General features: G+C 70.5%; 11 protein-coding genes. 4 read left to right on the top strand and 7 right to left on the bottom strand.

Going from position 1 to position 13,075, the window contains the following annotated elements; all coding sequences use genetic code 11:
- Positions 1-219: 219 nt before the first annotated feature.
- On the top strand, positions 220-657 hold the full coding sequence (locus WD250_01370) for a DUF1622 domain-containing protein (GenBank protein MEX2618843.1): 438 nt from the start codon (positions 220-222) through the stop codon (positions 655-657).
- A gap of 92 nt (positions 658-749) precedes the next feature.
- Here the strand turns inward: WD250_01370 and WD250_01375 are convergent, their stop codons facing one another.
- On the bottom strand, positions 750-1,397 hold the full coding sequence (locus tag WD250_01375) for a DsbA family protein (GenBank protein MEX2618844.1): 648 nt from the start codon (positions 1,395-1,397) through the stop codon (positions 750-752).
- Positions 1,398-1,731: 334 nt separating this feature from the next.
- On the opposite strand from WD250_01375, the gene WD250_01380 reads away from it, so the two are divergent.
- From WD250_01380 to WD250_01390, 3 genes are all read left to right on the top strand, one after another.
- Entirely contained in the window at positions 1,732-2,850 is a 1,119-nt protein-coding gene (locus WD250_01380; protein ID MEX2618845.1) for a DUF427 domain-containing protein, read from the top strand.
- A 156-nt stretch (positions 2,851-3,006) separates the two neighbouring features.
- A complete protein-coding gene (locus WD250_01385; protein ID MEX2618846.1) occupies positions 3,007-3,516 on the top strand; it encodes a hypothetical protein in 510 nt (169 codons plus the stop codon).
- Between the two features lie 71 nt (positions 3,517-3,587).
- Positions 3,588-4,019, top strand: a complete 432-nt coding sequence (locus WD250_01390) for a hypothetical protein (protein MEX2618847.1) — start codon at positions 3,588-3,590, stop codon at positions 4,017-4,019.
- On the opposite strand, the gene WD250_01395 is transcribed toward WD250_01390, so the two are convergent.
- From WD250_01395 to WD250_01420, 6 genes are all read right to left on the bottom strand, one after another.
- Positions 4,009-5,163 (bottom strand): hypothetical protein, encoded by a 1,155-nt coding sequence (locus WD250_01395; protein ID MEX2618848.1) that lies wholly within the window; start codon positions 5,161-5,163, stop codon positions 4,009-4,011. The genes WD250_01390 and WD250_01395 overlap by 11 nt on opposite strands.
- 469 nt (positions 5,164-5,632) lie before the next feature.
- Entirely contained in the window at positions 5,633-6,241 is a 609-nt protein-coding gene (locus WD250_01400) for a histidine phosphatase family protein (GenBank protein ID MEX2618849.1), read from the bottom strand.
- A complete protein-coding gene (locus tag WD250_01405) occupies positions 6,234-7,139 on the bottom strand; it encodes an ROK family protein (protein MEX2618850.1) in 906 nt (301 codons plus the stop codon). Before WD250_01405 ends, WD250_01400 begins: the two co-directional genes overlap by 8 nt.
- Positions 7,132-8,574: a glucose-6-phosphate dehydrogenase gene (zwf, locus tag WD250_01410; GenBank protein ID MEX2618851.1), complete on the bottom strand. Its 1,443-nt coding sequence runs from the start codon at positions 8,572-8,574 to the stop codon at positions 7,132-7,134. Before zwf ends, WD250_01405 begins: the two co-directional genes overlap by 8 nt.
- Positions 8,571-9,446: a decarboxylating 6-phosphogluconate dehydrogenase gene (gnd, locus tag WD250_01415; GenBank protein ID MEX2618852.1), complete on the bottom strand. Its 876-nt coding sequence runs from the start codon at positions 9,444-9,446 to the stop codon at positions 8,571-8,573. Before gnd ends, zwf begins: the two co-directional genes overlap by 4 nt.
- Positions 9,443-12,730 carry a bifunctional transaldolase/phosoglucose isomerase gene (locus tag WD250_01420; protein ID MEX2618853.1) on the bottom strand — a complete coding sequence of 1,096 codons (3,288 nt, stop codon included), beginning with the start codon at positions 12,728-12,730 and terminating at the stop codon, positions 9,443-9,445. Before WD250_01420 ends, gnd begins: the two co-directional genes overlap by 4 nt.
- Positions 12,731-13,075: the final 345 nt, after the last annotated feature.

Raw genomic sequence — 13,075 nt, forward strand, 5'->3', positions numbered from 1 at the left:
TTTCCCACGGTCAGCGAGGTCTGGCTACGCCTACTCGAAGCCGACCGCGGCCTGTAACGGGTTCCGCATCGGCAGCCATCACCGTGTTCAGGCGTCCCGGCAGTCCTCGCCACCGTCCGTCCACCGACTTGCCCCACCAGGGCCTGCTGCGTCCGCCGGCGGCTGCCCGCGGCACCGACTGGCTGTTGCGCCTGGTGGGTGGTGCGTCGTCCAGCTGTGTTGACGGACGGCCTCACCGCCGAGAAGCCGTGCCCGCGTCAGAGAAGCCGTGAGGCACGGCCCATCGAACAACAGTGGGAGAACGGTTTGGGATTCCAAGAGATCATGGACCGCGTCGGCCTGGCGATCGACGCCACCGGCGTGGCAGTCATCGCCGTTGGTGTGGTTGTCTCCCTTTGGCTGTTCGGTTTGCATGCCCTGCGCAAGCGCGACATGTTCCAGGCCTGGACGCGCAGCCGCCAGGTGCTTGCCCGCTCGATCCTGCTTGGCCTGGAGTTCCTCGTCGCCGCCGACATCGTGCGGACCGTGGCGGTCACTCCCACTTTCGCTTCCGTCGGCGTGCTCGGGCTCATCGTGCTCATCCGGACCTTCCTCAGCTTGGCGCTCGAGGTCGAGACGGAGGGGCGCTGGCCGTGGCAACGTGGCACCGAACCGTAGGACCTCTCAGTCGTCGGCGCCCTTGTCCCGCCAGTACACGACGGTGTGCATGATGCGATGCCCTTCCCTCATCGCCCGTACCGGTTGAGTTCTCAGTCGGGCTGTTCTCGCTCCCAGCGTCGCACCGACTCCACGCGGGGCAGGACGACACGGTCACGTTTGAGCTCGGAGAAGTTCTCGTAGCGGGCCAGCCACACGACGTGCTCGAACAGCGTGAGCGCCTCGGCATCGTCGACCGGTGGCTCGCTGATCACCGGACCGAAGATGGCGGGGCCGTGACCGTCGTCCAGGACCATGGTCGGCACCCCGAAGCTGCGGGTGCGTTCCACCAACGCGCGGTGTTCGGCCACGACCGCGTCGGCGTAGCGCTGGTCCTCGGCGGCCACGTCCACCAGGCTGGGGTCCAGTCCCGCATCCTCCAGCGCGCCCTTCACCGTGTCGGGGTCCTCCAGGGGCTGACCATCTCCGTGCACCCGCCCCCCGATCGCTCCGTAGAAAGCGCCCAAGCCGTCGGGTCCCGCAGCCTCGCGGACAGCCACGCCGGTGCGCAGAGACAAAGCCGACCGGCTGTGCTCCCGCGCGAGCCGCTCGGGTTCGCGGTCGGCGTTCTGCAGCTCCAAAGAGAACAGCCCCCACGTGAGCTCGGCGGCTCCGAGCCCGGCGACGCGGCGCAGCCAGCGGCTCGTCTGGTAGCACCACGGGCAGATGGGGTCGAAATAGAAGCGGATGTGCTCGGTCACGCTCGATCCTGTCCATTCGGCGTCCTGGCCGCCGCGGGCCGGCAACCGGCCTCCTCGCATGGACAACTCCCTGGACAACCCGTCCCATTCCCATGGCCGTTGCGGTCGACTTCCCCTTGTCAGCAGCCCGCTGGACCCGTCCCGCAGTTCGCCGCCGGTCACTTCCTCGCGATCGAGGAGGCTCGGGCGGTCAAGCCTGGCGTGCTGCAGCTCATCGACACGATCCTCACGTGATTCGTGCCGGGGGTGCTGACGGTCGCTGCGGGCTTCGCGGCATGGACGCGCGGATTGCTGCTGGCCGGCCAGCCTCCGAGCCGCCCGCCAGGGCATCCTCATGCGTTCGAGCGGAGCGTTCCAGGTGATGGGCGATGTCCGCTCCATTGTGCTGGACAAGACCGGGACGCTGACGCACGGGGCGCCAGCGGTGGCTGCCGTGGCCGCGGCGAGCGGCACCGACGAGGACGCGGTGCTGGGGCGGGCCGCGTCGGCGGAGTCGGCCAGCGAGCACCCATTGGCACGGGCGATCGAAGACGTCGCGGAGACGGGCGGTCTAGACGTGGCTAGCCCCTGGCTAGCCCCGCTTTCCGCGCCGTTTGCGGCGCAGGCTGACGTCGATCATGGGAATGAAGCGGCGCCGTATCGTGTCGCTACCACCACTATGCCACCAAGGAGAATCCCCATGTCGCTTGCCCACCACCGTGGACCGCTGGGTACACGCCCCTACGGTGAGTTCCTAGGGCACGATCGGCTCTATGTCGAATCCAGCCCGAAGCGGCTACGTGTCCAAGTCGCCACGGCAACCATCGTCGACACACTCCATGCGCGTCTGCTGCACCAGCCGGGCATGCCGGCGAGTTGGTGGTTCCCCCGCACGGACGTGCGTGAGGATCTGCTCGAAGACGGCGGTGACGGTGGACACCACCCCCTACTCGGCCGGACACGGCTACTCGACCTGCACACGGGCGGCCGTCGTGTTCCGGGCTTCGCCCATCACCACCCTGACGTCGCTGCCCTCCGCGGGCTGCTTCATCTCGATTGCCACAAGGCCGACCGCGTCTATGAGGAGGACGAGCTGGTCGCCGCCGAAGCGATCGACCCCTTTCACCGCGTCGACGTGCGCGACGCCTCCCGCCACGTGCGCGTCAGCCTCGGCGGAGTGTCCCTTGCCGAGAGCCAGGCTCCACGCATGGTGTTCGAGACCACCGCGCGACCCCGCTTCTACTTCACCCCTGAGGAGCTGCGCACCGACCTGCTCATCCCCAGCAGCCGGCAAGCGGTGTGCCAGTACAAAGGCGACGGAGAGTACTTCCACGTCCAGCTCGGCGACCAACTGATCTCTGACCTCGTCTGGCGCTACACCCTGCCCCGCGACGACGGACGACGCATCACCGGCCGCTACAGCGTCCACCATGAGCGCTGCCACACCGAAATCGACGGCAGCACATCAAGTTAGAGCCAGCCGCAGCAGTTCGCCACGGACGGCTTTCGCGCAGTCGCGCACGCGCCGGTAGGGGCACTGTCCCCCCGGTTGGTGTGGCGCGCATGGAAGGGTATCGACCCGGACGGGGTTTCCCTCGACGCAAGGACCCCGCATGCGTGGAGGACGATCATGGAGTTCTCGGTGGTGGCAGGGCTGGTGGCCGGACTCATCGGTACCGCGGTGATGACCATGATGATGAAGATGGCCGGTGCGGCGGGCATGACCCAGATGCCGCCCATGGAGCTGATCAGCGGCAGCATGCTCACCGGTGACGAGACGAAGGCCAAGCAGCTGGGTGTCGTGGTGCACTGGATCATGATGGGCACCGTCGTCTTCGGCCTGGGCTACGCGCTGATCTTCTCGATCGCCGGGCAGGCCGGGTGGCTGCTCGGCCTCGGTGTCGGCGTCGCCCACGGCATCGTGGTCGGCATGGTGATGGCGATGATGCCGGTGATGCACCCGCGCATGTCGGGGCCTGCTGCTGCGGGCGGGCCGGTCACCGTGGACGCCGCCGGGGTGCACCTGTCCGCTCCGGGCCCGTTCGGCGTCGCCTGGGGTGGCATGACCCCCGTCGGCATGATCATGGGCCACGCCGTGTACGGGGTCGTCGTGGCGCTCGTCTATCAGGCGCTCACCTGATCTGACCACGCCTGCGGTCCCACCCCTGCTGGCGGTCCTCGGAAGTCCTGGGGCCGGCAGCGGGTTTTCTGTTGGACTGCAGAGGTCTGGTCGCCAGCGTCAACCCCTTCGGGTTCGCGATGCCGCCTGCCTATCTGTCGTTTCTGCTGGGCACCGGCGATACCGACCAGCCCCGTGCGGCGGCGGTGGCCCGCGCCCTGCGCGTCGGACTGACCGTCTCCGCGGGGTTCCTGGTCGTGTTCGGCCTTGCCGGGATCGCGTTGACCGCGGGCGCGCGCTGGCTGACCACCGCGATCCCCCTCGCCGCACTGGCCGTGGGCATCGTCCTGGCCGTGCTCGGCGCCGTCATGCTGACCGGACGATCGGTCCCCGTACGGCTGCCGAGCGTGGCCCGGGCGGGCACCGGCCCGTACCTGAACGCGTCGCCCCGCGCGCCAAGCCCGCTGCCGGGCGAAGCCGTTGTGGCGCCCGGCAGGGACAGCCGACGCGGGGTCAGGCTTTGAAGGTGTTGTCGGCCAGGACCGGCACCGGGCAGTTGACGACGAAGGTCTCACCGTCGGTGTCGGGGGTGCCGGGAAACTCCTCGAGGTCGCCGGCGTCGCGGGCGGCGTGGACCGCCTCTTCGGTCTCCAGCGCGGTCGGCTCGACGTCGTCGGCCCACGCGTAGGTCATGTGGTCCCAGTAGGGGCTCCACTCCGGATCGCCGGCCTGGGTGTCGAACACCGATGGTTGGAAGCCCATGGGGCCAGGACCTTCCAGGCCGTTCATGAACACGTTCGTGCGGCCCGTGGCCCCCGCCTCGGAGGCACCCTGCAACGCGGGGGTGTGCGCGATCGCCATGCCCTCGGCCATCGGCGCCAAGGCGGTGTCGGTGACGATGTAGCGCACGTTGGGGTAGCACTCATGAAGCTTGAACGTCACGGTCATCGCATCGGTGTCGGGGGGCTCCACCAGCTGACCGGACCCGAGGTAGTCGGTGAACTCCTCGTCCACCGGCAACGACCCGCCGGCCCACTGGACCGCCGAGGCATTGAGCACCACGTCGGTCTCCTCGATCTCCACCGCACCGTCGGCTGCGGCTGCCTCGAGATCCTCCACGGACGTGAGGTCGCCCACCTCGTCCGTCCACCGGTAGCGGTGGACCTGCCAGGCCGAGGTGTAGTCATCAAGGCCGGGCTCGCTGGACACCAGCGTGGGCTGCCCGTCGTCGGCATCCTCGGCGGGGAAGTAGGCCTTGACCACCAGGCCCTCCTCGGCGAGCACGCCGATCTTGGGCACAGCGACCAGGCCGTGCTCGCGGGCATAGTCGGGGTCGGAGGCGTCGGTGCGGATGTAGTACAGGTCGTTGCCGTTGGCCAGCGCACGGTGCATCCGAAACGTGACGAACCCGAACGGGCCAGTCCAGTCGTCGGACTCCAGGGCGAAGTCGATGACGTCGTCCACGATCGCGGTGCCCTCGACCTGGGCCGGTGCGGTTTCCTCCGGTTCGACGTCGTCGCCGTCAGCCGGTGTGGTCGGATCCGACGTCGGGCCGGTGACCGCCGGCTCATCGGTGGCGCAGGCGGCCAGCAGCGCCGACGCGCCCCCGCTGAACAGCACCAGCCCGGCACCACGCCGGCCGGACACAAAGAAGTCCCGGCGACTCAAACGCCGGGAGCTTACCGGTGGTGATTGCTCCATACCAAGCTCCCCTCCATCAGATGACCGAGCGCACCGGCAACCCGGTGACGTGCGGAGGCCATTCCCCATTGACGGGGTTTTCTTGAAATGCCGGTACACCGGCACCCATCGACGGCCGCAGAGACAGCCGCACAGTAGTGGCGGAGCGCCACCCGGAGAGGTGGTGTCGGGTGACGCTCCGCATGCCCGCGCGGGAAATTCGGGGAAGACCTGCGCAGACGACAGAGAAACCCGGGTCAGCGGGCTCGCTATTCCCCGCCCCTCGCCCTGACGCTCGCGATCACGACAGCGATAACGGCTGTGAACCCTGCGACGAGGAGCGACGCCGCCAAAGCGTCGCCGGCGACGAGGACCGGGGCCCTCGAGCCAGCCGGCGGCGTCCAGCGCGACGGCCGTGAGGTCGTGGCCACGGCCGTGCGGTCGGTGGCTGCTCCGATCAGTCGGTGTGGCTGCGGTCGTTCCATGACTCCAGGACGGGGATGCCGCGTTTCCAGCCGAGGGTGCTGACGCTGCCCGTGCCCAGGCGCAGGTGCCGTCCGGTGGCGATCGGCAGGCCGAGCCAGCGCACGGTCAGCGCGGTGAGGCTGTGGCCGTGGGCGAACACGAGGACGTCGTGGCCGTGCGTGCACGCGTCGAGCAGGTCGGCGATCACCCGGTCGACCCGTGCCTGCATGTCGGCGGGCGACTCGCCGCCGGGTGCGCCGTGGCGCCACAGGTCCCAGCCCGGGTCGTGGGTGCGGATGTCGGCGGTGGTGCGTCCCTCGTAGGCGCCGTAGTCCCACTCCGCCAGATCGGCGCGTGTCTCCGCCTGGTCGGCGAACCCGGCGATCCGGCAGGTCTCGGCGGCCCGCTGCAGCGGGCTGGTGAGCACGCGGGCGAAGCGGTCGCCGCGAAGACGCTCGGCCAGCAGCCGGGTCGCGGCCCTGCCCTCGTCGGTCAGCGCCAGGTCGGTCGTTCCGGTGTGCTGGCCGCTCAGGCTCCAGGCGGTCTGGGCGTGGCGGACGAGCACGACCCGCTGGTCGGGGCGCTCGGTGTCGTCAACCATCGCCGGGCTTACGGGTCGCCCGTCGCCAGGCGCCGGCGCCGACCAACCCGGCGTCGTCGCCCAGCTCGGCGACGACCACCTCGATGGGCACGGGCAGGCCCGGCGGACCGTTGCTGTCGAGATGAGCGCGCAGGACGGGGACGAGCAGGTCCCCGTTGCGCCCGACGCCGCCGCCGAGCACGATCACCTCCGGGGTGAACAGGAACGCGAGGTTGGCGACTCCGGTCGCGATCACGGCGACGACCTCGTCCCACACCCGGGTGGCGTGGGGGTCGCCGGCGTGGACGAGCTCGACGATGCGCGCGCCGTCAGCGGGCAGGCCGGCGTCACCGGCGAGGCGCTCCAGGGCGGTGCCCGAGCCGAGGGTCTCGAAGGTCGCGTGCAGGCCACCGAGCCCGGCTGTGCGGTCGATGACGGTGTGGCCCACCTCGGCCAACGACCGGGCGCCGGCGACCAGGCGGCGGTCGAGCAGCACGCCGGCGCCGACACCGGTGGACACCGTCAGGTACACGACGTCGGTGTAGGCGCGGGCCGCGCCGAAGTAGGCCTCGCCGACGGCGGCGAGGTCGGCGTCGTTGGCCAGCGACACCGGCAGGCCGAAGCGCTCGGCGAGGAGGCGTTCGTCGAGGGCGCCCGGCCAGTGCGGCGGCAGGTTCGGCGCGTGTTCGAGGCGCCCGTGGCGGTGGTCCACGCGACCGGGCACCCCGATCACCGCCTCCCCGACGTCGGCGGCGGCCAGCACGTCGCCGGCCAGCTCCATCAGCGCGTCGGGGCAGGCGGCGTCCTGCGGGGTCGCTATCGCCCGGCGGGAGCAGACCTCGCCGTCGGGCATGACGACGGCGGCGCGCATCCTGGTGCCACCGAGGTCCACAGCCAGCGTCCGGCCGACCTCAGTCACCGGGGGGTACCTGCGGGCGGTGCCAGCCGCCGTGGCCGGCGATGAGCGCGTCCGCGGCGGCAGGCCCCCACGACCCGGGTGGGTAGAGCTCCACCGGCGCGGCGTCCTGCAGGATCGGGGCGAGGACGCGCCAGGCCTCCTCGACCCCGTCGGCGCGGGCGAACCAGCGCTGGTCGCCGTCCAGGGCGCTGTCGAGCAGGCGCGCGTAGGCCTCCCGGCGGGGGCCCTCACGGCGCTCGTCGTAGTCGTAGTCCAGATCCACGGGGCGGGTGTGTAGACCGTCGCCGGGCTGTTTGATCTGCACGGTGACCGACACGCGCTCTCCGGGCTTGAGGCGGAACAGCAGATGGTTGGGGTGGGGCGGTTCGGCGTCGGAGCGGGTGAAGAACAATCGGGGTGGCTGCTTGAACTCGACCAGGACCTCGGTGGCGGTGGCGGCGAGGTGTTTGCCGGCGCGGATGTAGAACGGCACACCGGCCCAGCGCCACGAGTCGATCTCGGCGCGCAACGCCACGAACGTCTCCACGTCGGAGTCGGCGGCGACGCCGTCCTCGTCGCGGTAGCCGTCGAACTGGCCGCGCACGACCGCGTCGGGGTCAAGCGGGGACATCGCCGACAAGACCTTGACCTTCTCGTCGCGCAGCGCCTTGGCGCCGGCGTCCACGGGGGTGTCCATGGCCACCAGCGCCAGCACCTGCAACAGGTGGTTTTGGACCACGTCGCGCAGCGCGCCGACCTCCTCGTAGAAGCCCCCGCGGCCTTCGACCCCGAAGTCCTCGGCCATGGTGATCTGCACGCTGTCGACGTAGTTGCGGTTCCACGCCGGCTCCCACACCAGATTCGCGAAACGGAACACCAGCAGGTCCAACACCTGCTCCTTGCCCAGGAAGTGGTCGATGCGAAAGACCGCGTCCTCACCGAAGCGGTCCAACACACAGCGGTTGAGCTCGCGTGCAGACGCCAGGTCACGACCGAACGGCTTTTCGACCACGACCCGGCCGTTGGCGTTGAGCCCGACCTCGGCCAGCCCGGCGATCACGGTCTCGAACAGGCTCGGGGGGATCGCCAGGTACAGCAGCGGGCAGGTGGACTCGCCCAGCGCAGCCACCAGCGCGGTGTAGGTCTGGGGTTCGCGGTAGTCCCCCGCGACGTAGGTCAGCGCAGACGCCAGCCGCGCGAACGCGTGGTCGTCGATGCCGCCACCGTGCTCGGTGACCGCGGCCCTGGCGTAGTCGACGAGCTCGTCGGTGGACCAGTCCGACGAGGCGACGCCCACCACCGTGGCGGGCAGCTCGTCGGCGCGAGCGAGCTCGTGCAACGCCGGGAACAGCATCTTGCGCGCCAGGTCCCCGGTCGCGCCGAACAGCACGAGCGCGTCGCTGCGCCCAGTGCGCGCCGACCCGTGACCGCGCCCCTCGCTCCCCGAGTCGCTCATGACGGGCGCGTGGCGTGCCCGCCGAACTGGTTGCGCAACGTCGCGATCGCGCGCATCGCCGGCGAGTCGTCCTGGCGCGAGGTGAAGCGCGCGAACAACGCCGCGGCGATCGCCGGGACCGGCACGGCCAGGTCGATCGCCTCCTGCACCGTCCAGCGGCCCTCGCCGGAGTCCTCGGCGTAGCCGCTGACCGACGCCAACCCCGGGTCTGCCTCCAGCCCTGCGGCCAGCAGGTCCAGCAGCCACGACCGCACCACGCTGCCGTGGCGCCACACCGCAAGCGTGGCTGCCACGTCGATGTCCAGCTCTGCGGCGCCCAGCAGCTCGTAGCCCTCCGCGTAGGCCTGCATCAGCGCGTACTCCACCCCGTTGTGCACCATCTTGGTGAAGTGGCCCGCACCGACCGGGCCGACGTGGGCGAACCCGCCGTCGGTGACCAACGCGTCGAACACCGGACGCAGATGGTCGATGTCGGCCGCACTGCCACCGGCCATGATGCAGTAGCCCGCCACCAGACCCCACACCCCACCCGACACCCCCGCATCGATGAAACCGATGCCGCGGTCGGCCAACAGCTCAGCGTCGCGTTGGGAGTCGCGGAAGTTCGAGTTGCCCCCGTCGACCACGAGGTCGCCCTCCGACAGCAGCCCAGCCAGCTCGGCGATCGTCGACGTGGTCGGCGCGCCCGCCGGCACCATCACCCACACCACCCGGCGAGCCTGCCCGTCCAGGGCTGCCACCGCCTCCGGCAGCGACGCCACGTCGGCTTTGTCGGGGTCGCGGTCATAGCCGACGACGTCGTGGCCGAAGCCGCGCAGCCGCTCGGTCATGTTCGCGCCCATCTTGCCCAGCCCGACCATCGCGATCTTCATGCCGTCACCTTCCGCAAGTCGTCAAGCAGAACGCGGCCGGCACGCCGGCCACCCTCCCGCAGGGCCTGGAGGTCCCCGGCAGCCTGCGCGCGCTCCAGTGTCACAAACCCGAACCGCTGCCCGGGGATCGGCGGGTCGCCGCCCCCCTCGGTCACCAGCTGCACGAACACCCCGCTTGGGGGCCCGCCCTTGTGCAGCTGGCCGGTCGAGTGCAGGTAGCGCGGTCCGATGCCCACCGTCGTGGCGACCCGGTAGCGGTCGCGCAGGACCACTCGGATGCGCTCGAGCTCGTCGACCAGGGGGTCGTGGGAGTCGACGTAGGCCTGGATCGCCAGGTAGTCACCGGGCACGAGCTGGTCGAGCAGCTGGTGTGCGGGACCAGGGTCGACCGTCGGCACGCCAGATTCCAGCGCTGTGCGCGCGGCGTCCTTGGCGGCCTCCACGTCGGGCTGGTCAAACGGGTTGATGCCCAGTGCCGCGCCGGCCAGGGCGGTGGCGATCTCCCAGCGCAGCACCTCGGCGCCGAGGTCGACCGGGTCGTCCAACGCCAGGACGGCGACCGGATGGCCGGCGTCGGCCAGCGGCGCCAACCGCTGCGGGTCCACGCCGATGCCGACGAACAGCCGGTCGTGGCCGTACACCTCAGGGTCACCCAGCGGCTCACCCACGACCGGGACGATCCCGGCGCCCTGCTTGCCGGTCGACTCGGCGATGAGCTGCTCGATCCACAGCCCGAACGTCGCGACACGCTCGTCGATGACCAGGGTCAGCTTGTCGCGCCCGGCCCTGGTGGCGCCCGCGAGCAGCCCGGCCAGCTGCAGCCCGGCGTTGTCCTGCGCGCGGACGCAGTCCGCGCTGGCGGCGGCCATCCGCCCCGCCCGGTGCAGCAGCTCGGCCACGTCCACGCCGGCCAACGCGGCCGGCACCAGTCCGAAGTGGGACAGGGCGGCGTAGCGCCCGCCGATGTCGGCTCCGGCCTCGAACACCGCGCGGAACCCCCGTTGGGCGCCGAGCGTGGCCAGCTCCGTTCCCGGGTCGGTGATCACCGCGAAGTGCTCGCCTCGGCCGCTGGCGGCCCAGAAGTGCTCCAGCAGCGCACGGGTCTCGGCGGTGGTGCCCGACTTGGACGAGGCGATCACCAGCGTGCGCTCCAGCGGCAGGTCACGCTCGACCCGGGCGATCGCTGCCGGGTCGTCGGAGTCAAGCACCGCCAGCTCCAGTCCCTGCGCGCCCGTGGGGAAGACGTCGGCGACCACGAGGGGAAACAAGCTCGACCCGCCCATCCCCAGCACCAGCGCGTGAGTCAGCCCGTCGGCGCGGGCCTGGCCAGCGAACGCCTCCAGGCGCTCGACCTGGGCTTCCATCACCTCGGGCACCGCCAGCCAGCCAAGCCGATCCGCGATCTCAGTGGGATCGTCGTGCCACAACGTGTGGTCGCGCTGCCACAGCCGCCGGACCGCATCGCGCTCGGCGAGGTCGGCCAGGGCCGCGTCGACGGCGTCGGTGGTCGGCCCGAGCCGCCGCACCCCGGGCGCGACACCAGACGCCAGCGCGTCCGCCTTCACGCCGATGCAAGCCAGCAGCCGGTCGAAGGACTCGGCGAACGCCGCGTCGCCAGCCTCCTGCAGCTCCTGGCCGAGGCCGTCCAGGTCCACGCCGTGCTCGGCGGCATCCGCCGCCCAGGTCGCCGCGTCGCCCCCGTCACGGGGCAACACACCGTCCAGCTCCCCCGACTTCGCGAAGGCGCGCATGGTCGCCTCTGGCATGGTGTTGACCGTGCCGGGCGCCGCCAGCGCCTGCACGTAGAACGTCTCGGGCAGCGTCGGGTCCTTGGTGGAAGTGCTCGCCCACAGCAGCCGTTGGGGACGCGCGCCGCGATCGGCCAGTCGCTTCCACCGGTCACCGGCGAGCAGCCGGTGATAGGCGGCGTAGGCCAGCTGCGCGCTGGCGACCCCCAGACGGTTGTGCAGGTCGTCGGGCAGCCGATCGTTGGCCAAACCGTCGATGCGCGAGATGAAGTAGGAAGCCACCGAGGACACCCGCAAATCCTGCCCGTCAGCGGCGCGCCGCTCGAGCCCGCGCAGATAGGCGTCGGCCACCGCCTGCCACTGAGGCAAAGAGAACAACAAGGTGACGTTGACGTGCACACCCCGGGCGGTCAGCTCCTCGATCGCCGCCACGCCCTCGGGGGTACCGGGCACCTTGATCATGACGTTGGGCCGGTCCAGGCGAGCGAACAGCCCCACGCCCAGCTCGACCGACCCGTCGGTGTCGCGCGACAGCCGCGGGGGCAGCTCCAAGCTGACGAACCCGTCGGTGCCGTCACTGGCGTCGTGGACATCGCGCAGCACGTCGGCGGCGTCTCGGATGTCATCCACGGCAAGGTCCCAAAACAGGGCTTCGGGCTCGTCAACCCCGCGGTCCAGCGCGTCGCGCAGCCCCGCGTCGTAGTCGCTGCTGCCCGAGATGGCCCGCTCGAAGATGGTCGGGTTCGACGTCACCCCCGTGACCGCGTAGTCCCGGACATACTCGCCCAAGCGACCGCTGTCGAGCAGCGCGCGTCGGATGTTGTCATACCAGATGCTCTGGCCGAGGTCGTGCAGCTGCTGCAACGGTGCGTCCATGGGGATCCTCACGCGATGGGTCCAGAATGTCCTCTGCTCGTGGCAACCCGCACCACGGTCAGGTCCTTCCATCGGTTGGAATGCGGAGACCCCTCCGCCGCCTGCTGCCCAAGCTCTTAGCCTGCCTCTGCGGGTGCTGGCGGGGTTGCCGGCACGCGCTCGGGTGACCGTCAACGTGACCGGCCGACCGCCCTTGGCGGTGAGCCGGCTGATCTGGCGGCGGGCCGACTTGGACATGGGCACATCACCGACACCCTGCAGGTACAGGCTTCGGGTGGACTCGGTGAGCGTGACCTTCCACGAGGTCGCCGTATCCCAGCAGGCCGTGGAGAACCTGCCTGTCCCTTTGAACCTGGGGTAGCCGGGCGTCTCACCGCCAGCCTGGCGTCGGAAGAACCCTTGGAACGCTTCATGGCAGCGCATGATCGCGGCCCTGAGCGGCGCGATCCCGTAGACCAGCGCGTCATCACGCACGCCCTTGAGGTGTTTCACCTGGTTGTACTGGTCCTGCCAGGACACCTTGGCCTGGCAGGACCGCCAGGCGTCGCGTCGTTCTTGCAACGCGGCGTTGTACACCTCACGGCAGATCCGCAACAGGCCATGCAACCGGTCGGCCTGCACTTTCGTCGGGTGGAGGGTGAACGTAGCTTTGCGGAACACCGTCTGATCGGTTCCGTCCACGATCAGCCGCCCCGGCCCGTGCACGGGTGCTGTCGACTGTGCAGCGATCACCATGCATCAAGTGCCCCATGAAGGTGTGACACTGTCGGGTCACCACCGCGAACCGGAACCGGCAACGGTATTCTCACGCGGCTCCTTACCCGAGCCCGCCATAGCGCACACGATGCGGGCCAACTGGAACGGCGCGGTAATCGCGGAGAGCGACGGCGTCGGGTTCAGCCACGTCCGCGCCAGATCTGTCCGGCACGCTTGAACTCCTCGTAAGCCCGCGGTCCGTTGCGGCGCAGTCGGGCGGAGAACGCCTCCCGGTCCACGTCGCGGAAC

It is taken from the genome of Egibacteraceae bacterium (assembly GCA_040905805.1).
Lineage (GTDB): Bacteria > Actinomycetota > Nitriliruptoria > Euzebyales > Egibacteraceae > DATLGH01.

Excerpts from the sequence above, each read along its gene's own strand:
- gnd (MEX2618852.1), bottom strand. The coding sequence starts at position 9,446 with ATGAAGATCGCGATGGTCGGGCTGGGCAAGATGGGCGCGAACATGACC.
- WD250_01400 (MEX2618849.1), bottom strand. The coding sequence starts at position 6,241 with ATGGTTGACGACACCGAGCGCCCCGACCAGCGGGTCGTGCTCGTCCGC.
- zwf (MEX2618851.1), bottom strand. The coding sequence starts at position 8,574 with ATGAGCGACTCGGGGAGCGAGGGGCGCGGTCACGGGTCGGCGCGCACT.
- WD250_01385 (MEX2618846.1), top strand. The coding sequence starts at position 3,007 with ATGGAGTTCTCGGTGGTGGCAGGGCTGGTGGCCGGACTCATCGGTACC.
- WD250_01380 (MEX2618845.1), top strand. The coding sequence starts at position 1,732 with ATGCGTTCGAGCGGAGCGTTCCAGGTGATGGGCGATGTCCGCTCCATT.